Raw genomic sequence first — 22,806 nt, forward strand, 5'->3', positions numbered from 1 at the left:
GCGCTGTCGGGGGCGCGCCCTACCGTCCGCCCCGATGGACGCTCCCGCCCGTCCGGTCACCGGCCCGGACCCCCAGCTCTCGTTCGGCGAGCTCGGCACGCCGCTGTCGGCGGTCACCTTCGTCGTGGTCGACCTGGAGACCACCGGCGGCCCTCCCGACTCCGACGCCATCACCGAGATCGGCGCGGTCAAGGTGCGTGGGGGCGAGGTCGTCGGCGAGTTCGCGACGCTGGTCGACCCCGGGACGTCGGTCCCACCGGCGATCGTGTCGCTCACCGGGATCACGACGGCGATGGTCACCGGCGCGCCGCGGCTGGGCTCGGTGTTGGGCGCCTTCATGGAGTTCTGCGCGGGGGCGGTGCTCGTCGCGCACAACGCCCCGTTCGACGTCGGGCACCTGCGGGCGGCGTGCCGGCGCCACGGTCCGCCCTGGCCGCGGCCGGCCGTGGTGTGCACGGCACGGCTCGGGCGCCGCGTCCTCACGCGTGAGGAGGCGCCGTCCTGCCGGCTCTCGGCGCTCGCCACCCTGTTCCGGTGCGGTACACGCCCGATCCACCGCGCCCTCGACGACGCCCGGGCCACCGTCGACGTCCTGCACGGGCTGCTCGAGCGGGTCGGTGGCCGCGGGGTGTCGACGCTGGAGGACCTGCTGGCGCTGCAGGTCGAGGTCAGCCCGGTCCAGCGGGCCAAGCGGCACCTGGCCGACGCGGTCCCCGAGGCGCCCGGGGTCTATCTCTTCCGCGGGCCGGGCGACGAGGTGCTCTACGTCGGCACCAGCGGCGACCTGCGCCGACGCGTGCGCTCCTACTTCACCGGCGGCGACAAGCGGGCGCGCATCACGGAGATGGTCGGCCTGGCCGAGCGGGTCGACTGGGTGGTGTGCGCGCACGCGCTGGAGGCCGAGGTCCGCGAGCTGCGCCTGCTCGCCGGGCACGCGCCGCGCTACAACCGCCGCTCCCGCTTCCCGCACCGCGGGTGGTGGGTCGCGCTCACCGACGAACCCTTCCCCCGGCTCTCGGTGGTCCGCACCCCTCGCGCCGACGCGATCGGCCCCTTCGGGCGCCGGCCCGACGCGGTGCGGGCGGTCGAGGCCCTCCAGGACGCGGTGCCGCTGCGCCCGTGCACCCAACGCATTCCCGCCCGCGGCGCCGCGGGCACTCCCTGTGCGCTGCACGAGATGCGCCGCTGCGCCGCGCCGTGCGCGGGTCACGTCGACGTCGAGGCCTACCGGCCGGTCGTGGACGACGCCCGGGCCCTGGTGCGCGGCGCCGACGACACGGGGCTGCGCCGGCTCTCGCTCACCGTCACCGAGCTGGCGGCGGCCGAGCGCTTCGAGGACGCCGCGGCCCACCGCGACCGCCTGGCCGACCTCGCCGCCGCCCTCGGCCGGGTCCAGCGCCTGTCCGCGGTCGCCGGGGCGCCCGAGATGATCGCCGCCCGGCCGGACGGCGAGCGCGGGTGGGACCTCGCGGTCGTGCGCCACGGGCGCCTCGCCGCCGCGGGACGGGCCCGCCGCGGGGTGCCGCCGATGCCCGTCGTCGAGACGCTGGTGGCCACGGCGGAGACGGTCCGCCCCGGCGACGGGCCACTGCGTGGGGCGCCGCCCGAGGAGGTCGCCGTCGTGACGCGCTGGCTCGAGCGCCCCGGGACGCGCATGGTGCGCACCACGACGCCGTGGGCGATGCCCGCGTCCGGCGCGGGCGCCTGGGGTGCGTGGGTGGGCCGGGCCCGCGACGCGCGCCACGCGGACCACCGCCCCGAGCACGTGGGAGCGCGCGGGGAGCCGCCCTAGACTGCCCGCCACCCGGGGCATCCGGTCCCGCCGCGGAGAGGAGGAAGGCCCGTGATCACGGCCTTCGTGCTGGTCCACGCCGACGCCGACCGCATCCCCGAGACCGCCCAGGCCATCGCGGACCTCGAGGGCGTGTCCGAGGTCTATTCCTGCGCCGGCGACGTCGACCTCGTGGCCGTGGTCCGCGTCCGCGAGCACGAGCAGCTCGCCGACGTCATCGCCGGCGGCCTGAGCAAGGTGGGCGGGGTGCGCAGCACGACGACCCACATCGCCTTCCGGTCGTACTCGTCACGCGACGACGCGTCGGCGTTCGCGGTCGGCCTCGACTAGCTCGTTCAGCTCGACGGGTCGGTCTCGCGGGCCTGCCGGGCCACGGCCGACCAGCGCGCCAGCAGGTCGGCGGCCGCGCCGGAGTCGACGGCCTCGGCCGCCCGGCGCCGTCCGGCGGCCACGGCCTCGTGCAGGTCGCGCGCCGCGGCGTCCGAGACGGCCTCGTCGTGCGCGGCCAGCGCGGCTCCGGCGTTGAGCAGCACGGCCTCCCGCACCGCGCCGGGCTCGCCCGCGAACACCGCCCGGGCCACCGCGGCGTTGTGCGCGGCGTCGCCCCCGCGCAGCGCCTCGGGCCCCGAGCGCGGTACCGCGAGCGCGGCCGGGTCGAGCGTCTCCACGCGCACCCCGGCGGGACCGGCGTGCCACACGGTCGTGGTCGTGGCCGTGGTGACCTCGTCGAGCCCGTCGTCGCCGCGCACCACCACCGCGCGGTCGCCGCGCGCGGCGAGGACCTCGGCGAGGATCGGCGCGAACCGCACGTCCGCGCAGCCGATGAGCGCCGCCCCGGGACGGGCCGGGTTGGTCAACGGCCCGAGCAGGTTGAAGGCCGTCGGCACCCCGAGCTGGCCGCGCACCGGGCCGGCGTGGCGCATGGCCGGGTGGAAGACCTGGGCGAAGCAGAAGCCGATGCCGACCTCGTCCACGCAGCGCGCGACGGCGGCCGGACCGAGGTCGACGGGCACGCCGAGGGCCTCGAGCACGTCCACCGACCCGCTGCGCGACGACGCGGCCCGCCCGCCGTGCTTGACCACGCGCGCGCCGGCGGCGGCCACGACCACCGCGGCCATCGTCGAGATGTTGACGGTGTGCGCCCCGTCTCCGCCGGTGCCCACGACGTCGACGACCGGGCCGGGCACGTGCACCGGACGGGCGTGGGCCAGCATCGTGCGCGCGAGGCCCGCGATCTCCGGGGCCGTCTCGCCCTTGGCCCGCAGCGCGACCACGAACCCGGCGACCTGCGCCGGCGTGGCCTCGCCCGACATGACCTGGTCCATGGCCCACGCCGTGTCGTCCGCGGCGAGGTGCTCCCCCGCCAGCAACCGCCCGAGCAGCCCGGGCCAGCTCGGGGGCGCGACCGCCGCGCCGCCCGCCCGCCCGGTCACCCGCGGACGGCCGGACGGGCCCGCTCGCGCAGCACGGTGGCCACGGTCTCGGCCGCGGTCACCGGGTCGAGCGGCTGCACCAGCACCGCGTCGGCCTGCGACCACGTCGCCAGCCAGTGGTCGTCGCGCCGGCGCACGACGACGATCACCGGAGGCGGGTCGTCGCTCTCGTTCTTCAGCTGCCGGCAGACACCCATGCCGCCGGTGGGCTGGGCCTCGCCGTCGAGCACCGCGAGGTCGATCTCGCCCGCGTCGGCGGCGCCGAGCACGTCGGCGACGCTGGCCGCCTCCACGAAGCGCAGGCGCGGCAGGTCGGGCGCCGGGCGCCGCCCGACCGCGCTCGCGATGGCCTCGCGCACCTCGGGGCGGTGGCTCATGACCACGACCGTCAGGGTGGGTCCGGGGGCGGTCACCGCGAGGCCCCGGCACCGCGTCGCTGGGCGTCCGTCATGGCCGGGATGCTAGCGGTCGCCCCCCGGGGCCACGAGCGGCCGCCACACGGGTACGACGGCCCGACGTACGACGGGAGGTAGGAGAACCCGCAGGTGGGAGGCGGTGCAGGTCGACACGGGTGCACACCCCGCGGATCACGGTCTCGCCCCGACGGGCTGGTGTCGGGCGGAAGTGTCATCATGACCCGCGTGACGACCGCTCAGGGTGCGCCGGCGCCTTCCTTCAGCGCGAGGATTCACTCCCTCAACCGGCCCAACGTCGTCAGCGTGGGGACGATCATCTGGCTCGCCAGCGAGCTGATGTTCTTCGCCGGGCTGTTCGCCATGTACTTCGTCGCGCGTGCGAACGCCGAGGAGTGGCCGCCCTACCCCACCGAGCTGAACGTCCCGTTCGCACTGGTGAACACGATCATCCTCGTGGCCTCGTCGTTCACCTGTCAGTACGGCGTGTTCGCGGCCGAGCGCGGGGACGTGTTCGGGCTGCGGCGCTGGTACGCGGTCACGTTCGTGATGGGCCTGATCTTCGTGCTCGGCCAAGTCTACGAGTACTCGGTGCTGGTCACCGAGCACGCCACCACGATTGCCAGCAGCTCCTACGGCTCGGTCTTCTACATCACCACCGGGTTCCACGCGCTGCACGTGACGGGCGGCCTGGTCGCGTTCGTCCTGCTCGTCGCCCGCACGTTCCTGAGCCGCTTCACCCCGGCACAGGCCACCGCGGCGATCGTCGTCTCGTACTACTGGCACTTCGTGGACGTCGTCTGGATCGGTCTGTTCGCCGTCATCTACTTCATCCGCTGAGCGCCGTGACCACCACACCGCAGGACCCGCAGCATCCCCAGCGAGGAGAGCTCGAGGTTGGGCACCCCATGAGTGACGAGAAGCCCCGCACGGCCCGCACCCGGGCGCGCCGCGGGTCGAAGATGCGGCGCCGCCTGTCCGGCCTCCTCGCCCTGGGCGTCGCGCTGGTCGCCGTCGGCGGCCTCTACACCGTGATCACCCCGGACCCCGAGCCGGCGCTCGCCGCCGACCCGGCGATCGTCCGCGAGGGCCAGCAGATCTACGACAACTCCTGCATCACCTGTCACGGCACCAACCTGCAGGGCGTCGAGGGTCGCGGGCCGAGCCTCATCGGCGTCGGCGAGGCGTCGGTGTACTACCAGGTCTCCACCGGCCGGATGCCGCTCGCGGCGCAGGGCGCGGCGGCCGAGCGCAAGCCCCCGCGGTTCAACGAGGCCCAGATCGACGCGCTGGGGGCCTACATCCAGGCGAACGGCGGTGGTCCCGTGACGCCGGTCGTCGCCCAGGGCGAGCAGCTGCGCGGGAACGACCTCGGCCGCGGCGGCGAGCTGTTCCGGCTGAACTGCGCCCAGTGCCACAACTTCACGGGTCGCGGCGGGGCGCTCTCGTCGGGCAAGTTCGCGCCGAACCTCGACCCGGCGAGCGAGCGACAGATCTACGCGGCGATGCTCTCCGGCCCGGCCAACATGCCGACCTTTGCCGACTCCCAGCTCAGCCCCGACGAGAAGCGCGACATCATCGGTTACATCAAGTCGGTCGGCGCGGCGAACGAGGCGACCGACCCGGGCGGCGCGGGGCTCGGTGGCTTCGGTCCGGTGCCGGAGGGCGCCGTGGCGTTCTTCGTCGGTCTCGCCGCCCTCATCGGTATCTCTCTGTGGATCGGATCCCGCCAGTGACTCGCCCCGACCAGGACGCGGCATCGCCCATGCAGTCGCACCCGTCGGACGCCGTGCCGCGCGTCCCGTCCGACGAGGAGCTCGCCCGGATGAGCACCGAGGACCTCGTGCGCCTCGGCAACCGGCTCGACGACATCGAGATCGTCTCGGAGCGTGATCGCTTCCCGGTGCCCGGGACGCGCGCCGAGAAGCGCGCCGAGCGCCAGGTCGCGGGCTGGTTCATCCTCGCGACCCTCAGCGGCATCGCCTTCCTCGTGGCGTTCATCGCGTGGCCGTGGGAGTACGTGGCGCCCTTCGAGGAGGGCGCTTTCTGGTACACGCTCTACACCCCCGTCATCGGCTTCACGTTCGGTTTCGCGGTCTTCGCCCTCGGCATGGGCGTCATCGCCTACTCGAAGAAGCTGCTGCCCGAGGACCTGACGATCCAGCAGCGCCACGACGGCCGGTCCCCCGAGGTGGATCGACGTACGGCCGCCGCGCGCCTGGTGCAGACGGGGCAGCGCAGCGGCCTCACCCGCCGCAAGATGGTCGTCCGCTCCGTGGGCGCCGCCGGCGGCGTCCTGGGCGTGGGGGTCCTGGTGGCCGCGTTCGGCGGGTTCATCAAGAACCCGTGGAAGGAAGGCCCGAACTCGCCCCTGCTGGTCACGGACTGGCATTCCGAGGACGGCGAGCGCGTCTACCTCCGTCGCAACACCGGGGTGGCCGAGGACGTCGTCCTCGTCCGTCCGGGTGACCTCGAGCCCGGATCGATGGAGACGGTCTACCCCTTCAAGGAGTCCATGCGGACCCATCCCGAGGAGCTGGCCCACGTCCTGAAGTCGCCGGACTCGCCGGTCATGCTGATCCGGTTGCGCCCGAACGTGACCGTGATCAAGCGGGAGGGCCAGCAGGACTTCAACTACGGCACGCTGTTCGCCTACTCCAAGATCTGTACGCACATGGGATGCCCCACGTCGCTGTACGAGGACCAGACGAACCGCATCCTCTGCCCCTGCCACCAGTCGCAGTTCCTGGCCAACGAGTACGCCAAGCCCATCTTCGGCCCGGCGGCCCGTCCTCTACCGCAACTGCCGATCGCGGTGGACGATCAGGGGTACCTGTACGCACGCAGCGACTTCATCGAACCGGTGGGTCCGGCGTTCTGGGAGCGGAACTCATGAGTGCGATCACCACACCCACCCGCAAGGGCGGCAGCACGGCGATGAAGCTCGTCGGCACCGCGGCCGACGAGGCGGACAGCCGGTTCCACCCCGCCGGACCTCTCCGTCGGCAGATCAACAAGGTCTTCCCCACCCACTGGTCGTTCATGCTGGGCGAGATCAACATCTACGCGTTCATCGTGTTGTTGATCTCGGGAACGTGGCTGGCGGTCTTCTACGACCCCTCGATGGCCGAGGTGACCTACGAAGGGCTCTACGTCCCGCTGCAGGGCGTCGAGATGACCCGGGCGTACGAGTCGACCCTCAACATCTCGTTCGACGTCCGCGGCGGGCTCTTCATCCGCCAGGTCCACCACTGGGCGGCGCTGCTCTTCGTCGCGGCGATGATCGCGCACATGATGCGGACGTTCTTCACCGGGGCGTTCCGCCGGCCGCGTGAGACCAACTGGGTCCTGGGCGTCGTCCTGCTGCTCACCGGCATGATCGAGGGCTTCCTCGGCTACTCGCTGCCCGACGACCTGCTCTCCGGCACCGGTATCCGCACCGGCGTCTCCGCGATCATCCTGTCGATCCCGGTCATCGGGACATGGCTGCACTGGGTCGTGTTCGGCGGGGAGTACCCGGGCAACATCATCATCCCGCGCCTGTACATCGTCCACGTCTTCCTGCTGCCCGGGATCATCACGGCGGTCATCGCGCTGCACGTGGCGCTGGTGTGGTTCCAGAAGCACACCCAGTTCCCCGGGCCGGGGCGCACCGAGCGCAACGTCGTGGGTGTCCGCATCCTGCCGACGTTCGCGGCCAAGGCCGGCGGCTTCACCGTCGTCTCGATCGGCTTCATGGCCATCATGGGCGGCGTGTTCCAGATCAATCCGATCTGGAACCTCGGGCCCTACAACCCCGTGAAGGTGTCGGCCGGCTCGCAACCCGACTGGTACATGGCCATCTTCGACGGGGCGGTCCGATTGTGGCCGGCGTGGGAGATGTACCTCTTCGGCCGGTACACCGTCTCGGCGATCTTCTTCCCCGCCGTGATCGGCATGGGTCTGCTGACGACGTTGCTCGCGCTCTACCCGCTCATCGAGCGCAAGCTGACCGGCGACGAGGCGCACCACAACCTGCTGCAGCGCCCGCGTGACGTCCCGGTCCGGACGGCCACCGGCATGATGGCCATGTTCTTCTACTTCTGGCTGCTCGTGGCCTGCGGCAACGACATCATCGCCTACACGTTCGACATCTCCCTGAACGTGATGACGTGGATCGGCCGCATCGGGCTGCTCGTCGGCCCGCCGATCGTCTACTTCGCCACCTACCGGATCTGCCTCGGCCTCCAGCGCAGCGACCGTGAGGTGCTCGAGCACGGCATCGAGACCGGCCACATCAAGCGCCTGCCGCACGGTGAGTTCGTGGAGGTGCACCAGCCGCTGGGCGGCGTCGACGACCACGGCCACGCGGTGCCGCTGGCCTACCAGGGCGCCAAGGTGCCGAAGCGCATGAACGACCTGGGTTCGGCCGGCGAGCCGCTCAAGGGCGGCTGGTTCCGTCCCGACCCCGCCGAGGAGCAGGACAAGCTCACCAGCGGGCCACGGGGCGGCGACCCGATGGAGGTCGAGCCGGGCGAGAGCCGCGAGCTCGCCGGACGTCCCGACGCCGGGCGTCCACGCGACATCCAGGAGTAGCACACCGCACGACCGCCGACGGGCCGGGAGCGTCACCGCGACGCTCCCGGCCCGTCGTCGTCGTACACCCCCGCGCTTCCCGCGCTCCCCTACCGCTGCTGTGGCACACGGGGTGTGCCAGCAATGCGGCTTTGCTGGCGTTCAACGCCAGGATCGCCACAGCCACGCCGCGGCGACACGCCGACGACGGCTGCGAGTACGGCCCCGAGCACGGCCCGAGGCACAACCCCGAGCACGGCCCCCAAAAGGACCACCCACCCCCGCGAGCCAGGCTTTCGCGATCCTGGGCCCCGCAGCACTGCGAGGGGCACGTCCGGCATCCGGATCGGGCTTCCTCCGCTGCCGTCCGTGCCCCTCGCGCGACCGTCCGGGAGGAGGCCCGCTCCCCCGGCCCCACCCCGAAGGCACCGGACGCGTCCTCACCGCCGCCGGCATCGATCACGTCCTCGAGCCCCCGGGGCACCGCCGCCACCCACCCCGTGCGTGCCACGAACGCCCCGTTCGCCTGGCGAGAAGCAGCGAACAGCGCGCTCGCTGCACCCGAGAGCCCGTCCAGCCGGCCCGGGGAAACACCACGGCCCCGCTCCGGCAGGCGGAGCGGGGCCGTGGAGAGGCCGGGAAGGTGCGCGCGTCAGTGCGCCTCGGGACCGACGTGGTACTCGAACACGAGACCGCAGATGGCGATGATGAGGCCCACGGCACCGGTGATGATGAGCCACCACTGCCAGTAGGCCACACCCAGACCCGTCACGGCGGCGCCACCGGCGACGGCGATGGGCCAGTAGCTGCCGGGGCTGAAGAAGCCCAGGTCGCCGGCGCCGTCGGAGACCTCGGCCTCGGGGTTGTCCTCCGGGCGCTCCTCGAGCCGGCGCGCCACGAACCGGAAGTACGTCCCGATGATCAGGGTGAGGCCACCGGTCAGCGTCAGGGCGACGATGCCGACCTCCTCTCCGGAGAGGACGCCGTACACGATCGCGCAGACGAAGCAGAAGACCGTGAGGATCTCGAAGATGCGGGATTCGACTCTCACCGGGTCCTCGCTCTCGGGTGGATGGGACGGGTGCGCAACGTCGCTACCGGATGGCCTGTTGGGCCGTCGGGTCCGGGTTGTAGACGTAGGTGGTGATCGATTCGGGGTTGCAGAGCTCGCCGCAGTTCATCGCCCCGAGCGCCTCGTTCGTGGTGTAGGGCTGCCCGGTCACGGGGTTGACCTGCTGGCGCAGGCCCAGGAACTGGTCGAACAGGTTCGGCGGCAGGGCGCGGACCTCGAAGTTCATCATCGAGTGGTAGGCGCCGCAGTACTCCGCGCAGCGACCGACGAACGCGCCGGGACGCTCGATGCGCTCGATGATCCAGCTGTTCTTCTGGTCGTTCTGTTCCGGGTACGGGAAGACGTCGCGCTTGAAGAGGAACTCCGGCACCCAGAAGGAGTGGATGACGTCCTTCGACTCCTGGGTGAACTGGATGGGCCGGTCGGTGGGCAGCACGAGGATCGGGACCGAGCTCGTGGTGCCGACGACGGAGGCCGGCAGGCCGTTGGGCGCGATGGTCTCGGGGTAGGTGAACTCCCAGTTCCACTGGAACCCGGTGATGTCGACGCGGAGCTCGTTGCCCGTGGGCGCGCGGTCGACGACGTTCTGGACGACCACGGTGAAGTAGAAGAGCACCGCCACGATGATCAGCGGGATCACCGTGAGCACCAGCTCGAGCGGGAGGTTGTACTGGAACTGCCGGGGCAGGTCCGACGCGCCGGCCTTCTTGCGGTGGAACGCGACGGTCCACGCGGTGAGGCCCCAGACGATGGCGCCGACGACGAGCGCGGCGATCGCGGCGCCGGTCCACAGCGTGCGCATCTGTTCGGCCTCGGGCGTGACCCCGACCGGCCAGCCGAAGCGCAGCACCTCGTCGACCGAGCACCCGGAGGTGGTCACCGCGACCACGACGGCGGCCGCGGCCAGGCCCAGGACCCGGCGCGCGCGACCGGTGCGGGCCCGGGGCGGCGTCCCATCTCGGCGCACTGCTGCTGCCTTCCTCCTCGCGCGGTGCCCCCGCCCGATCAGGGGCACGGACGGCCCCGGACGGTGCGGCGAGCGGCCCGGCGACCCGGGCCCCGACGTCGCTGCGGAGACTAGCCGAGCCAGCCACTACGCGCTGTCGGAGGGGCGCGCGGGGCGGCACGGGTCGGCACACCGGGGTCGTCATACTGAACACGCCCCGCGCGTGGTGGCGGGGCACGTGACCGGAGGAACCGGAGGTGTCAGCGGACGCGTGTGCGGGCTGATGGGATTGATCACGCCGGGCGGCGAGGGCGCGGCGCGCGCCGAAGCGGTGCGCCACAGCCTCGTCTGCATGCGACACCGGGGACCCGACGAATCCGGTGAGTGGCACGACGACGACGTGGTGCTCGGGTTCAACCGGCTCTCGATCATCGACGTCGAGGGCTCCCACCAGCCCCTGACCTACGCCAGCGACCGTTACCGGATCGTGTTCAACGGCGAGATCTACAACTACCTCGAGCTGCGCGAGGAGCTCACCCGCGACCACGGCGTGCAGTTCGTGACCGAGGGCGACACCGAGGCCATCGTCGCGGCCTACGACGTCTGGGGCCGTGACGCCGTCCGACGGTTGCGGGGCATGTTCGCGTTCCTCATCTGGGACACCCACGAGCGCGTGCTGTTCGGCGCCCGCGACCCGTTCGGCATCAAGCCGCTGTTCGTCTCCGCCGGCCCGAACGGCGTCGCCTTCGCCAGCGAGAAGAAGAGCCTGCTCGAGCTGGCCAAGGCCCTCGGCGAGCCGACCACGGCACCCGACCCCGCCGCGCTGCAGCACTACCTGCAGCTGCAGTACGTCCCCGAGCCGCTCACGCTGCACCGCGCGATCCGCCGCGTCGAGTCGGGTACGTCGTTCACCGTCTCCCCCGGCGAGCCGCTCGCCACCGAGCGGTACTTCCACCCCACGTTCGACGTGAAGCCGGTCGACGACGAGACCCGCGTGCACGCCGAGATCACCGAGGTGCTGCGCGACTCGGTGGCCAAGCACATGCGCGCCGACGTCACGGTGGGCTCGTTCCTCTCGGGCGGCATCGACTCGACGGTCATCGCGGCGCTGGCCCGCGAGCACAACCCGGACCTCATGACCTTCACCAGCGAGTTCGCGCGGGAGGGCTACTCCGAGGCCGACGTCGCCCGCGAGTCGGCCGAGGCGATCGGCGTGCGGCACGTGGTCCGGACGGTCAGCGCCCAGGAGATGATGGACGCGCTGCCGCTGATCGTCTGGTACCTCGACGACCCCGTGGCCGACCCGGCGCTCGTGCCGCTGTGGTTCGTGGCCCGCGAGGCGCGCAAGCACGTCAAGGTCGTGCTCTCCGGGGAGGGCGCCGACGAGCTCTTCGGCGGCTACACCATCTACAAGGAGCCGCTGTCGCTCGCGCCGTTCGAGAAGCTGCCCGGCGCGGTGCGCAAGCTCGCCGGGGCGCTGTCGACGAAGCTGCCCGACGGGATGCGCGGCAAGGACCTGCTGCGCCGGGGCGCGCTCCCCCTGGAGCAGCGCTACTACGGCAACGCCCGCATCTTCCGCGACGACCAGCTCGGCGCGGTCCTGCGCGGCCACGACCCCGAGCTCTCGCACGTCGACGTGACCCGCCCGATCTACGCCGACTCGGGCAGCTGGGACCCGGTGGCGCGCATGCAGCACGTCGACCTGTTCACCTGGCTGCGCGGGGACATCCTCGTCAAGGCCGACAAGATGACGATGGCCAACTCCCTCGAGCTGCGCGTGCCGTTCCTCGACCGCGAGGTGTTCGAGGTGGCGTCGCACCTGCCGACCGAGCAGAAGGTCGCGCACGGCACGACGAAGTACGCCCTGCGCCGTGCAATCGAGGACATCGTGCCGCCGCACGTGCTGCACCGGCGCAAGCTCGGGTTCCCGGTGCCGATCCGCTTCTGGCTGGCCCACGACATGCTCGAGTGGGCCCGCGGGATCGTGCGCGACTCCCAGACCGAGGCGATCCTCGACAAGGCGGCGGTGCTGAGGCTCATCGACGAGCACCGCACCGGTCCCGTCGACCACTCGCGACGCATCTGGACGCTGCTCGTCTTCATGCTGTGGCACGGCATCTTCGTCGAGGAGCGCATCCGTCCGGAGATCCCGGAGCCGAACTACCCGGTGTATGCCTGAACGTGCCCCACGCAACGGTGCGGTCCCGGACGCCCCGGGTTTCACCTAGGGTCGATCGCTGGTCCGAAGGACGTAAGCCATTCGAGAGGCATCCATGGACGTACTGGGGATCGGCAACGCGATCGTCGACGTGCTCTTCCGCACCGACGACGACACCATCCGGGCGCACGAGCTGCCCAAGGGCGGCATGACGCTCATCGACGAGACGCAGGCGGAGAAGCTCTACACCGAGGCCGGTGAGACCACCGAGCGCTCGGGTGGCAGCGTCGCCAACGCCATCGCCATCGCGGCCGCCCTCGGCGCCGACGCGGGGTACGTCGGGAAGGTCTCGGACGACCGCCTCGGCACCTCGTTCACCGAGTCGATCCGCTCGCACGGGGTGCACTTCACGACCCCGGCGCTCTCCGGGAGCCCGGCGACCGCCCGCTGTCTGGTCATGGTCACCCCGGACGGCGAGCGCACGATGTCGACGTTCCTCGGCGCCTGCACGGCGCTGGGCCCCGACGACATCGAGCAGGACGACGTCGCCGGCAGCAGGGTCAGCCTCATCGAGGGCTACCTCGCCGACACCGAGCAGGCCCGCGCGACGATCGGCAAGGTCGTCGACGCCGCCGCGAAGAGCAAGGCCCGGGTGGGCCTGACGCTCTCCGACGCCGGCTGCGTCGACCGTCACCGCGAGTACTTCCGCGAGCTCGCCCGTGAGAACGTCGAGATCATCATCGCCGACGAGGACGAGATGGCGGCCCTGGTCGGTGATGAGCCGGCCACCTCGCTGCTGCGGGGCAACGGCGGCAACTGCGAGCTCGTGATCGTCACCCACGGGGAGAAGGGGTCGACGGTGTACGCCCCGGGCGGCGTCGTCGAGGACGTCCTGGTGCACCCGGCCGAGCAGCTCGTCGACACCACCGGCGCCGGCGACGCCTACGCCGGCGGGTTCCTCTACGGCTGGACCCGCGGGCTCGATCTGGCGACCTGCGGGCGGATCGGCGCCGTCGCCGCGTCCCTCGTCGTCGCCCAGCTCGGTGCGCAGCCGCCGGAGGGCCTGCGCGAGAAGGTCGCCGCCCTGGTCCCAGGCCTGGAGGTGCGCTGACGCGCACGCACACGACGGGCCCCGGACCTCGATCGAGGTCCGGGGCCCGTGTGTGTCAGCGCGTCAGTTGAAGCTGTCGCCGCAGGCGCACGACCCACCCGCGTTGGGGTTGTCGATGGTGAAGCCCTGCTTCTCGATGGTGTCGACGAAGTCGATGACCGCGCCCTGCAGGTACGGCGCGCTCATGCGGTCGACCGCGACGGTCAGGCCGTTGAAGTCGCGCTCGAGGTCGCCGTCGAGCGAGCGGTCGTCGAAGAAGAGCTGGTAGCGCAGGCCCGCGCAGCCACCCGGCTGGACGGCGATGCGCAGCGACATGTCGTTGCGACCCTCCTGGTCGAGCAGGGCCTTCGCCTTGCCGGCGGCGGCGTCGGTCAGCTCGACGCCGTGCGGCTGAGCTGACGGAGCCTCGACCTCGGTCGGCGCTGCGGGGTTCTCGACGGTCATGGTTCTCCCTTGAGCTCCCGGGACGGACGCTGTGCACACTCCTGCTCGGCACAACCCGGTCGCGGTGCCGTGTGTTCCCTCGGGGCCCACCCGGTGTGCCCCGCGGCCGACGTCCATCGTCGCACACGTCGCGCGCCGCGACCTGCGAGCGCGCTCACCCCGGCGGCCGCGCTCCCCACCGCCGGGCGACACCCTCGGCGAGGTCGGCCAGCCGGGCGGCGGGCTCGGCCAGCGCGGCCTCGACCGACCCCGCGTCGGCGGCCACCGAGTAGGCGCCCTCCAGACCGGCCTCCAGCGCCTCGCCGGTGCTCAGGTCGACCTGACCGGCCAGCGCGATGCACGGCACGCCCCGCTCGCGGGCCCGGGCGGCCACGACCGAGACGAGCTTGCCGTGCAGCGACTGTCCGTCGAGCCGGCCCTCGCCGGTGACCACGAGGTCGGCCCGGGCGAGGGCCTCGTCGAGGCCGGCGACCTCGCGGACCAGCTCGCCGCCGGCGACCCGTCGCGCCCCGAGCGCCGCCAGCGCCGCACCCAGCCCGCCCGCCGCGCCCGTCCCCGGCTGCTCGGGGAGGTCGGGGCGCCCGCAGGCCTCGGCCAGCACCGCGCCCCACGCCCGCAACGCGGCGTCGAGGGCCGCGACGGTGTCGGCGTCCGCGCCCTTCTGCGGCCCGAACACCGCGGCGGCACCCTCGGGGCCGGTCAGGACGTGGTCGACGTCGGCGGCGACGACGAGCCCCACGCCGGCGAGGCGCTCGTGCACCGCGGCGAGGTCGTCGAGCCGGGCGACCCGCGCCAGCGCCCCTCCCCCGTCGGCGAGCGCCCCACCCTCCGCGTCACGCGCCGTCGCGCCGAGCGCGGCGAGCATCCCCGCACCGCCGTCGGTGCACGCCGAGCCGCCGAGCCCGACGACGATCGTCGACGGCCCGCGCGCGGCGGCGGCCGCGACCAGCTCGCCGACGCCCCGGCTGGTGGCCGCCGAAGCGGTGTCCGGGGTGCGCTCCGCGACGAGGTGCAGTCCGCACGCCGAGGCCGACTCGACGTAGGCGGTCGTCGAGCTCCGCCGCGCCCCGTCTCCCGCCCCGTCGAGCTCGAGCCAGGTCGCGACGGTGGGCGCCCCGAGCGGGCCGGTCACCTCGACGTCGTGGCGGGTGCCGCCACGGGCGGTGTGGAGGACCTCGACGAACCCGGTGCCGCCGTCGGCGAGGGGCAGCAGCACGCACGTGTCGTCGGGGACCGACCGCGCCCATCCCCGCGCCATCGCCGCGGCGGCCTCGGCGGCGGTCAGGCTGCCGCCGAAGGAGTCGGGGGCGAGCAGCACGCGCATGGCGAGCACGGTAGGGGGTCGCGCGGGAGACGGAGCGCAGCGGAGCTCGACCCTGGACGAGGTGCCCTATCCTGGGCGACGTGAACTTCCTGCGCCGTGGTTCGTCGTCTGGCTCCGCGTCCCCCTCCGAGGCTGCCGACACCGCGACCGGTGCCGAGGCCGAGGACCGGGAGACGGTCGTCGTCGGCGAGCGGGCGCGGACGGCGGGCAAGGGACGCCCGACGCCGTCGCGACGCGACGCGCAGGGCAAGCGGCGCGGCCCGGTGGCGCCGGCGCCGAAGACCCAGCGGGAGGCGATGAAGCGGGCCCGCGCCCTGCGCGGCAACAAGGACGACCGCCGCAAGGCCGCCGCCGATCGCCGCAAGCGCATGATGGCCGGCGACGACGCGGTGCTCCTGCCCCGCGACCGCGGTCCCGCCCGGGCCTACGCGCGCGACCTGATCGACTCGCGGCGCAACCTCATGGGCCTGTTCATGCCGCTCGCGGTGGTCATCTTCATCACGGTGATCGTCCCCGTGCCGCAGGTGCAGACCCTGGGCAGCCTGATCTGCCTGGTGATGCTCGTGATGATGGCGCTCGAGGGCGTCCTGCTCGGCCGCTACGTCGTCTCCAACGTCCGCGCCAAGTTCCCCGACGAGCAGATCGGCGGCCTGTCCTACGGCTGGTACGCCTTCACCCGCGCCACCCAGCTGCGCCGGCTGCGCATGCCCGCGCCCCGGGTCGCGCGCGGCACCAAGGTGGCCTGATCCCGCGGGCCCTCGTCCTCGGCGGCACGCGGTCGGGTAAGTCCGCGTACGCCGAGGGGATGCTCGACCCCGCGGGGCCCGCGCTCTACGTCGCGACCGCCCGCGGTGTCGACCCGGACGCGGACCCCGAGTGGGCCGACCGCGTGGCGGTGCACCGCGCCCGGCGCCCGTCGTCGTGGCGCACCGTGGAGGACGCGGACCTGCCGGCGGTGCTCGCCGTGCGCCGCGACGAGCCCGTGCTGGTCGACGACCTCGCCACCTGGGTGACCGGCCTGCTCGACGACGCCGGCTGGGCGCGCGACGCGCCGTCGGTGGCGGCCGGGCGCGATGCGCTCACGGCGGCGGTAGGGGGCTACGAGGGGCACCTCGTGCTCGTGTCGGCGGAGGTCGGGCTGGGGGTCGTGCCCTCGACCAGCGCCGGGCGACGCTTCCGCGACGAGCTCGGCGCGCTGAACCAGTCCCTCGCGGCCGTCTGCGACGAGGTGTGGCTGCTGGTGGCCGGGCTGCCGCTGCGGCTGCGGTGAGCGCCACCGGCTACCGTCGCGGCTGATCGCCCGGATCGAGGAGGGGACCCGCGTGCACCCGGTCGCGACCGGCGCTGGCAGCTCCGCGCCGCCCGGTGTGGCGCCCCCGGACGAGGCGACCCGCCGCGAGGCGGCCGCCGCGCTGCCGGGTGGCACGTACGGCCGGCTCGAGGACCTCGCGGCGTGGCTCGCCGCCTGCCAGGGCCGCGCGCCGGCCCGGGCACCGCGGCGGGCGCGCGCCGTGCTGTTCGCCGCCGACCACGGCATCGCCGCGGCCGGTGTCTCCGCCCACGCCGCCGACGAGACCGCCGCGCGGGTGGCGGCCGTCCGCGACGGCGTGGCCGCCGTCTGCCGGTTCGCCGAGGCCGCCGGCGCGGGCCTGCGGGTCGTCGACGTCGGCCTCGCCGCCGCGGCACCCGGGGACGAGCGCGACGACCGCGCGGTGGCGCGCGGCAGCGGGCGGCTCGACGTCGAGGACGTGCTCACCGAGGAGCAGGCGCTCGCCGCCCTGCGCAGCGGGCGGGAGGTGGCCGACGAGGAGGTCGACGAGGGCGCCGACCTGCTGGTCGTCGGCGAGCTCGCCGTGGGCGTCAGCACCCCCACCGCGGTGCTCGCCGCGGCGATGACCCGGCGGGAGCCGGTGGCCGTGGTGGGCCGCGGCAGCGGGATCGACGACCGGGTGTGGATGGTCAAGGCGGCGGCGGTCCGCGACGGGCTGTGGCGCACCCGGGCGGTGGGCCGCGACCCGCGGGGCCTGCTGCGCGTGGCCGGCGGGGCGGACCTGGCGGCGCTCACCGGCTTCCTCGCGCAGGCCGCGCGCCGGCGGACCCCGGTGGTGCTCGACGGTGCAGCGACGGCCGTGACCGCCCTGCTCGCCGACGCCGACGCCCCCGGCGCGCGGGCCTGGTGGGTGGCGGGAACACGCTGTCCCGAGCCCGCGCAGGCGCTCGCGCTCGACGTCCTGGGGCTCGAGCCGTTGCTCGACCTGCAGATGCGCGCCGGCCAGGGCACCGGGGCGCTCGCCGCCGTGGGCCTGCTGCGCGCCGCGGTCTCCGTGACGGGGTGAGGTGACCGGGCCCGTCCGCGGCGGGCTGGCGCTGGCCGTCGCGATGTTCACCGTCGTCCCGCTGCGCGCCCCGCGCATCGACCGCGCCGCGGCCGGGGTCGCCGTCGCCGTCGTGCCGGTGGTGGGCGTGCTGCTGGGCACGGGGCTGGGCGCCGTGGCCGCGGGGCTGGTCGCGGCCGGCGCGCCGGGGCTGCTCGCCGGGTTCGTGGCGGTCGGCCTGGGTGCGGCGGCGACGCGGGGGCTGCACCTCGACGGGCTCGCCGACCTCGCCGACGGGCTGGGCGGCCACGGCGACGCGGCCCGCACCCTGGCGATCATGCGCGATCCCGGGGTCGGCGCGTTCGCGGTGATCTGGCTGGTCGTGGTGCTCGCGGTGCAGGCCACGGCGCTCGGTGCCCTGGCGGAGCGCGGGGTGCTCGTCGCGACGGTGGCCGGGGGCCTGGCGCTCGGGCTGGGGCGCGCGGCGTTCGCCTGGGTGGCGCGCCGCGGGGTGCCGGCAGCGTCGCCCGACGGCCTGGGCGCGCTCGTCGCCGGGACCCAGCCGATGTGGGTCGCACCGGCGTGGCTCGTCGTGCTGGCCGGGGCGGCGTCCCCGGTGCTGGAGCTCCACGCCGTCGGCGCAGCGTTCGCGGCCGCGGTCGTGGTCGTGGTCGCCGCCGCCCACGCCCGCCGGCGCCTCGGCGGGGTCTCGGGCGACGTCTTCGGCGCCTGCGCCGAGCTGGCCGTCACCGCGACCCTTGGCACTGCGTGCTTGTGAGCGCTCGTCCGTGCCAGGGCACGGACGAGCGCGCACACGTGCGTCAGTGCAAACGCACCATCCAGCCGTGGGGGTCGGGCGCCGCGCCCCGCTGGATGGCGGTGAGCCGATCGCGCAGCCGCTGGGTCATCGGGCCCGGGGTGCCGTCGCCGATGTCGTACGCGCCGCCCTCGTGCTTCACCGTGCCGACCGGCGTGATCACCGCGGCCGTGCCGCACGCGAACACCTCGGTGAGGTGGCCCGCCGCGACCTCCTTCTCCATCTCCTCGGTGGAGATCCGACGCTCGGTGACCGTGGCGCCCTCCTCCTTCGCGAGCTGGAGCAGCGAGCGGCGGGTGACGCCGGGCAGCAGCGAGCCCGACAGCTCGGGGGTGACGACCTCGACGTGGCCGGCGGGGTCGGTGAACACGAAGAAGAGGTTCATGCCCCCCATCTCCTCGATCCACCGGTGCTCGAAGCCGTCGAGCCACACGACCTGGTCGCAGCCCTGCGCCGACGCCTGGGCCTGTGCCGCGAGCGAGGCGGCGTAGTTGCCGCCGCACTTGGCCTCGCCGGTGCCCCCGGGCACGGCGCGCACGTAGTCGGTGGACAGCCAGACCGTCACCGGGGCCAGCCCGCGGGGGAAGTAGGCGCCGGCCGGGGAGGCGATGAGCAGGTAGAGGTACTCCTCGCTGGGCCGCACCCCCAGCCCTGACGACGACCCGAACATGAACGGCCGCAGGTACAGCGAGTCCTCCCCGCCGGCGGCCGGGACCCAGCGCTCGTCGACGGCGACGAGCTCGCGCAGCGAGTCGAGGAACAGCTCCTCGGGCACCGGCGGCATCGCCAGCCGCTCGGCCGAGCGAGCCATGCGGGCCGCGTTGGCCGCGGGCCGGAACGCGTGGATCGAGTCGTCGGCCCAGCGGTAGGCCTTGAGCCCCTCGAAGATCGTCTGGCTGTAGTGCAGGACGACGGACGCCGGGTCCATCGACAACGGCCGGTACGGACCGACCTCGGCGTCGTGCCAGCCCCGGACGGCGTCCCACGAGGCGGTGACCATGTGGTCGGTGAAGTGCTTGCCGAACCCGGGCGCGGCCAGTACCTCCGCCACGCGCTCCGCGGTCGCCGGGGCGGGGTGCGGGGTGCGGGCGAAGGTCGTACTCATGGGGCCAGACTAGTCGCCCGGGGCAAGGCTCTCCGGCGAACCCAGCGCCGCCCGCGTCACCAGTCCGGCGACCCGCCCGTCGCGCACGACCCAGGCGGCGTCGGCGTCGCCGAGGCTCGCCCGGGCGGTCTCGATCCCCTCCCCCGCCCCGACGCCGGGCGCCGGGGGGTCGACGTGCGCCAGCACGGGCTCGTCCTCGGCGAGCCCCTCCAGGCCCGCGGCCGTCACCGCCCCGAGGATCTCCGCGGGCGCCGCCGGACCCTCGCGGTCGTGCGCGACCGGCGCGGGACCGGGCACGCGGGCCAGCACGTCCCGCGCCCGCCCGACCGTCCACGACGCCCGCACCACCGGCACGTCGCACCGGCAGGTCCCCGACCAGCGGTCCGTCGCCGTGGGCCTCGGTGAGGAACCCGAGCCGGCGCAGCCAGCCGTCGTCGAAGTACTTCGACAGGTAGGCACGCCCCGAATCGGGCGCGATGACGACGACGAGGTCGTCGGGCCCGAGGTCGCGGGCCACCCGCAGCGCGCCGGCCACCGCCGTCGCCGACGACCCGCCGAGCAGCAGGCCCTCCTCCCGGGCGAGGCGCCGCGCCGTGGCCATCGTCGTGCGGTCGTCGACGCGGACCACCTCGTCGGCCACCCCGCGGTCCCAGTTGGCGGGCCAGGGGTCGTCCACGGTGTCGGGGTGGCGGTAGTGCCCGATCGCCTCGACGTAGTACGGGCTGCCGTCGCCGCCGCCGTACGCCGAGGTCTCCGGGTCGACCCCGACCACGCGCACCGGTCCGCGCGCCTTCAGCTCCGCGCCCGTGCCCGACAGCGTGCCGCCGGTGCCGATGCCCGCGACGAGGCACGTCACCCGGCCGCCGGTCTGCTCCCAGATCTCCGGCGCGGTCGTGTCGCGGTGGGCCTGCGGGTTGGCGGGGTTGCCGTACTGGTCGGCGAGCCACCCGCCCGGGGTCTCAGAGGCGATCCGCGCGGCCAGGTTGGTGACGTGGCGCGGGTCCTCGCGTGTGAGCCCGCCGGGCGTCCTCACGACCTCGGCGCCGTAGGCGCGCAGGGCGGCGATCTTCTCGGCCGCCGTGGTGTCCGGGACGACGATCATCGTGCGATAGCCGAGGACCCCGCCGACCAGCGCCAGCCCGATGCCCGTGTTGCCCGACGTGCCCTCGACGATCACCCCGCCCGGACGCAGGACGCCCGCCGCCTCGGCGGCGCGCACCATGGCCAGCGCCGCCCGGTCCTTCACGCTGCCGCCGGCGTTCTGCCACTCGGCCTTGACGTAGACGCGGGGCGCCAGGTCCGCCACGACCCGGCGCAGCCGGATCAGCGGGGTGGCGCCGATGGCGTCGAGCACCGACTCGTGCACGCTCCCGGACACGTCGCGTGTCTACACGCCCTTTGCGCTGCGCGCGTGTGCGCGGTTGCCCGTGCCGGGGCACGGGCACGCACTCACGAGCGCGGAGCGCAAACTGGCCCGGTGACGTTCACGGGCTTCGGCGAGGCGGTCGTCGACTTCTACGAGGGTCTCGAGGCCGACAACTCGAAGGCGTACTGGGCCGACCACAAGGCGGTCTACGACGAGCACGTCCGCGCCCCGATGGTGGCGCTGCTGGCCGACCTCGAACCGGAGTTCGGCGAGGGCAGGATCTTTCGTCCCTACCGCGACCTGCGGTTCTCGGCGGACAAGACGCCCTACAAGACGCACATCGGTGCCACGGCGGGCCCGCGGTACGTGCAGGTGTCCGCCGAAGGGCTCATGGTCGCGGCCGGCTACTACGCGATGACCTCCGCCCAGATCGCGCGGTACCGCGCCGCCGTGGGCGACGAGCGCCACGGGACGGCGCTCGCGGCGATCGTCGACGACCTGCGCGCCGAGGGGTTCAGCGTCTCGGGCGAGCAGCTCAGGACGCGCCCACGCGGGGCCGACCCGGACCACCCGCGGCTGGAGCTCCTGCGCCACAAGAGCCTCTACGGGTGGCGCTCCTGGCCGCCGTCCGACGAGCTGCACGGCCCGGCCCTGCGCGACCGGGTGGCGACGACCTGGCGGCGCCTCGCACCCCTCGGGCAGTGGCTCGACGAGCACGTCGGCGTCGACCTCGACGACACCGCCGACCGCCCGGGCCGCCGCCGCCGCTGAGCCCCCGCCGCGCTCACCGCTCCCACGCACCGCCGTCCGTAGCGTGATCACCGTGCGGACGAGGACCCGGGCGGCCGTCGTGACGGCGGTGCTGCTGGTGCTCGCGCTGCTGGGGGCTGCGCTGTGGTGGGCGGCGGCCGAGCGCGGGTTCACCGCTCGTGACCTGTGGGAGGTCGTCGACCCGCCGCCGGAGCCCTGCTCGCAGGACGACCCGACGACGTCGGGCTGCCTCACCCCGACCGCGCTGCGCCTCCACGACGCTGCGGTCGCCCGCTTCGGCGAGCCCGGGCGTGGCGCCCCCATCCGCTCGATCACCTGCTGGTCGGAGCACGCGTGGAACCCGTCGAGCGACCACCCCGTCGGGCGCGCCTGCGACTTCTTCCCCGCCGCATCCGGCACGTTCCCCACCGGCGACGACCTCGCCGCCGGCTGGGCCGTCGCGCAGTGGCTGCGGGACAACGCCCGCGAGCTCGACGTCCGCTACGTCATCTGGCAGGGCCGCATCTGGGTTCGCGGCTCGTCCGACGCCGGTAACGGCTGGGGCCGGCCCTACCGCGGCGGCGGGGTGTACGACCCGCAGGACGCCACCGGCGGGCACTACGACCACGTCCACGTCAGTGTGAGCGAGCGCTCCCGGGCACGACCCTGACCCCGGAACCGTCGGCCGGGGTCAGCCCGGGCCGAGCTCGATGGCCGCGCGGAAGGAACCGTCCATGTGGAACGGCACCGACTGGTGCTGGTGGACGATCCGCCACGCGTCGTCGACCCGACGCAGGGCGTAGGTCGAGCGGAACCACAGCGTGAGGGGCTCTGGCTCGCCGACCGGCCTTGCGGTCAGGCGGGTCAGGCCGTGGACCACGGCCAGGTCGCCGTCGGTGAGCACCGCCCGCGGGCTCCTCGTCGCCGAGTCCACCGTCGCCCAGCCCATCAGCCGGGCGAAGGCCCGCGTCGCGGCCGCCGGAGCACGGTTCACCGAGCCGTCCCCCGCCGAGCGGGAGGAGCGGCTGCCGGTCGTGCTCGAGGTCCTCTACCGGATCTTCACGGAGAGGCACACCGCGAGCTCCGGCGACGCCGTGCTGCGCACCGACCTCAGCGCGGAGGCGATCCGGCTGACCCGCCAGCTTCACCTCGGGCTGCTCGCGCTCATGCTGCTCACCGACGCGCGCCGGGCGTCGGTGAGCAGCA

At 74.0% G+C, this 22,806-nt stretch carries 23 protein-coding genes and 2 pseudogenes; 15 read left to right on the forward strand and 10 right to left on the reverse strand.

What is annotated here, in order from left to right; translation table 11 throughout:
- Window positions 1–34: 34 nt before the first annotated feature.
- Together C8D89_RS15145 and C8D89_RS15150 are read left to right on the forward strand one after the other, a co-directional pair.
- Window positions 35–1,792, forward strand: a complete 1,758-nt coding sequence (locus C8D89_RS15145) for a DEDD exonuclease domain-containing protein (RefSeq protein ID WP_116708952.1) — start codon at window positions 35–37, stop codon at window positions 1,790–1,792.
- A gap of 51 nt (window positions 1,793–1,843) precedes the next feature.
- Entirely contained in the window at window positions 1,844–2,122 is a 279-nt protein-coding gene (locus C8D89_RS15150; protein ID WP_116708953.1) for an Lrp/AsnC family transcriptional regulator, read from the forward strand.
- Between the two features lie 5 nt (window positions 2,123–2,127).
- Here C8D89_RS15150 and trpD read toward each other — a convergent pair whose 3' ends face one another.
- Both trpD and C8D89_RS15160 read right to left on the reverse strand, forming a co-directional pair.
- Entirely contained in the window at window positions 2,128–3,225 is a 1,098-nt protein-coding gene (trpD, locus tag C8D89_RS15155; protein ID WP_116708954.1) for an anthranilate phosphoribosyltransferase, read from the reverse strand.
- Window positions 3,222–3,602 carry a response regulator gene (locus C8D89_RS15160; RefSeq protein ID WP_116709109.1) on the reverse strand — a complete coding sequence of 127 codons (381 nt, stop codon included), beginning with the start codon at window positions 3,600–3,602 and terminating at the stop codon, window positions 3,222–3,224. The genes trpD and C8D89_RS15160 overlap by 4 nt, the downstream gene beginning before the upstream one ends.
- A gap of 255 nt (window positions 3,603–3,857) precedes the next feature.
- Between C8D89_RS15160 and ctaE the strand changes: the two genes are divergently transcribed.
- The 4 genes from ctaE (at window position 3,858) to qcrB (ending at window position 8,213) form a co-directional block, all read left to right on the forward strand.
- On the forward strand, window positions 3,858–4,478 hold the full coding sequence (gene ctaE, locus C8D89_RS15165) for an aa3-type cytochrome oxidase subunit III (RefSeq protein ID WP_116708955.1): 621 nt from the start codon (window positions 3,858–3,860) through the stop codon (window positions 4,476–4,478).
- Window positions 4,479–4,546: 68 nt separating this feature from the next.
- Window positions 4,547–5,374, forward strand: coding sequence for a cytochrome bc1 complex diheme cytochrome c subunit (qcrC, locus tag C8D89_RS15170; protein WP_116708956.1), 828 nt, complete (start codon window positions 4,547–4,549; stop codon window positions 5,372–5,374).
- Between the two features lie 29 nt (window positions 5,375–5,403).
- The gene (gene qcrA, locus C8D89_RS15175) at window positions 5,404–6,534 is read left to right on the forward strand and encodes a cytochrome bc1 complex Rieske iron-sulfur subunit (RefSeq protein ID WP_116708957.1); all 1,131 of its coding nucleotides are present in this window, start codon (window positions 5,404–5,406) and stop codon (window positions 6,532–6,534) included.
- Window positions 6,531–8,213: a cytochrome bc1 complex cytochrome b subunit gene (gene qcrB, locus C8D89_RS15180; protein WP_116708958.1), complete on the forward strand. Its 1,683-nt coding sequence runs from the start codon at window positions 6,531–6,533 to the stop codon at window positions 8,211–8,213. The genes qcrA and qcrB overlap by 4 nt, the downstream gene beginning before the upstream one ends.
- A 631-nt stretch (window positions 8,214–8,844) precedes the next feature.
- Here the strand turns inward: qcrB and C8D89_RS15185 are convergent.
- Window positions 8,845–9,243 (reverse strand): cytochrome c oxidase subunit 4, encoded by a 399-nt coding sequence (locus C8D89_RS15185; protein ID WP_116708959.1) that lies wholly within the window; start codon window positions 9,241–9,243, stop codon window positions 8,845–8,847.
- Between the two features lie 43 nt (window positions 9,244–9,286).
- On the reverse strand, window positions 9,287–10,231 hold the full coding sequence (gene ctaC / locus C8D89_RS15190; protein ID WP_243418121.1) for an aa3-type cytochrome oxidase subunit II: 945 nt from the start codon (window positions 10,229–10,231) through the stop codon (window positions 9,287–9,289).
- Window positions 10,232–10,481: 250 nt separating this feature from the next.
- Between ctaC and asnB the strand changes: the two genes are divergently transcribed.
- Together asnB and C8D89_RS15200 are read left to right on the forward strand one after the other, a co-directional pair.
- Window positions 10,482–12,389, forward strand: a complete 1,908-nt coding sequence (gene asnB, locus C8D89_RS15195; protein ID WP_116708960.1) for an asparagine synthase (glutamine-hydrolyzing) — start codon at window positions 10,482–10,484, stop codon at window positions 12,387–12,389.
- Window positions 12,390–12,483: 94 nt separating this feature from the next.
- Entirely contained in the window at window positions 12,484–13,479 is a 996-nt protein-coding gene (locus C8D89_RS15200) for an adenosine kinase (protein WP_116708961.1), read from the forward strand.
- Between the two features lie 63 nt (window positions 13,480–13,542).
- Here the strand turns inward: C8D89_RS15200 and C8D89_RS15205 are convergent, their stop codons facing one another.
- On the reverse strand, window positions 13,543–13,923 hold the full coding sequence (locus C8D89_RS15205; protein WP_116708962.1) for a HesB/IscA family protein: 381 nt from the start codon (window positions 13,921–13,923) through the stop codon (window positions 13,543–13,545).
- A gap of 154 nt (window positions 13,924–14,077) precedes the next feature.
- Window positions 14,078–15,247 carry a glycerate kinase family protein gene (locus C8D89_RS15210; protein ID WP_116709111.1) on the reverse strand — a complete coding sequence of 390 codons (1,170 nt, stop codon included), beginning with the start codon at window positions 15,245–15,247 and terminating at the stop codon, window positions 14,078–14,080.
- Window positions 15,248–15,327: 80 nt separating this feature from the next.
- Between C8D89_RS15210 and C8D89_RS15215 the strand changes: the two genes are divergently transcribed.
- From C8D89_RS15215 to C8D89_RS15230, 4 genes are read left to right on the forward strand one after another with little or no spacing between them, the layout of a single operon-like run.
- Window positions 15,328–15,993 (forward strand): DUF3043 domain-containing protein, encoded by a 666-nt coding sequence (locus tag C8D89_RS15215; protein ID WP_116708963.1) that lies wholly within the window; start codon window positions 15,328–15,330, stop codon window positions 15,991–15,993.
- Window positions 15,990–16,517: a bifunctional adenosylcobinamide kinase/adenosylcobinamide-phosphate guanylyltransferase gene (locus C8D89_RS15220; protein WP_116709112.1), complete on the forward strand. Its 528-nt coding sequence runs from the start codon at window positions 15,990–15,992 to the stop codon at window positions 16,515–16,517. The genes C8D89_RS15215 and C8D89_RS15220 overlap by 4 nt, the downstream gene beginning before the upstream one ends.
- Window positions 16,518–16,569: 52 nt before the next feature.
- Window positions 16,570–17,583, forward strand: coding sequence for a nicotinate-nucleotide--dimethylbenzimidazole phosphoribosyltransferase (locus C8D89_RS15225; protein ID WP_243418123.1), 1,014 nt, complete (start codon window positions 16,570–16,572; stop codon window positions 17,581–17,583).
- A 1-nt stretch (window position 17,584) separates the two neighbouring features.
- Complete coding sequence (locus tag C8D89_RS15230; protein WP_243418124.1) at window positions 17,585–18,340, forward strand: adenosylcobinamide-GDP ribazoletransferase; 756 nt, start codon at window positions 17,585–17,587, stop codon at window positions 18,338–18,340.
- A gap of 43 nt (window positions 18,341–18,383) precedes the next feature.
- On the opposite strand, the gene C8D89_RS15235 is transcribed toward C8D89_RS15230, so the two are convergent.
- From C8D89_RS15235 to C8D89_RS31125, 3 genes and pseudogenes are all read right to left on the reverse strand, one after another.
- Window positions 18,384–19,484 (reverse strand): branched-chain amino acid aminotransferase, encoded by a 1,101-nt coding sequence (locus tag C8D89_RS15235; protein WP_116708964.1) that lies wholly within the window; start codon window positions 19,482–19,484, stop codon window positions 18,384–18,386.
- Between the two features lie 9 nt (window positions 19,485–19,493).
- A complete protein-coding gene (locus C8D89_RS29775; RefSeq protein WP_207787237.1) occupies window positions 19,494–19,838 on the reverse strand; it encodes a hypothetical protein in 345 nt (114 codons plus the stop codon).
- 172 nt (window positions 19,839–20,010) lie between these two features.
- Window positions 20,011–20,862 (reverse strand): annotated as a pseudogene (locus C8D89_RS31125) (PLP-dependent cysteine synthase family protein); the annotation flags it as partial.
- A gap of 99 nt (window positions 20,863–20,961) precedes the next feature.
- Between C8D89_RS31125 and C8D89_RS15245 the strand changes: the two are divergent.
- Together C8D89_RS15245 and C8D89_RS15250 are read left to right on the forward strand one after the other, a co-directional pair.
- Window positions 20,962–21,621, forward strand: a complete 660-nt coding sequence (locus C8D89_RS15245; RefSeq protein WP_116708965.1) for a DUF2461 domain-containing protein — start codon at window positions 20,962–20,964, stop codon at window positions 21,619–21,621.
- A 52-nt stretch (window positions 21,622–21,673) separates the two neighbouring features.
- Window positions 21,674–22,270: a VldE C-terminal domain-containing protein gene (locus tag C8D89_RS15250; protein ID WP_133251920.1), complete on the forward strand. Its 597-nt coding sequence runs from the start codon at window positions 21,674–21,676 to the stop codon at window positions 22,268–22,270.
- A gap of 21 nt (window positions 22,271–22,291) precedes the next feature.
- Here the strand turns inward: C8D89_RS15250 and C8D89_RS15255 are convergent, their stop codons facing one another.
- Window positions 22,292–22,594 (reverse strand): nuclear transport factor 2 family protein, encoded by a 303-nt coding sequence (locus C8D89_RS15255; RefSeq protein ID WP_243418126.1) that lies wholly within the window; start codon window positions 22,592–22,594, stop codon window positions 22,292–22,294.
- A 40-nt stretch (window positions 22,595–22,634) separates the two neighbouring features.
- Between C8D89_RS15255 and C8D89_RS30980 the strand changes: the two are divergent.
- Window positions 22,635–22,784, forward strand: a pseudogene (locus C8D89_RS30980) (DUF6596 domain-containing protein); the annotation flags it as partial.
- Between the last annotated feature and the right edge of the window lie 22 nt (window positions 22,785–22,806).

The sequence above is a fragment of the Actinomycetospora cinnamomea genome (genome assembly GCF_003096675.1).
In the GTDB taxonomy this organism is placed as follows: Bacteria; Actinomycetota; Actinomycetes; order Mycobacteriales; family Pseudonocardiaceae; genus Actinomycetospora; species Actinomycetospora cinnamomea.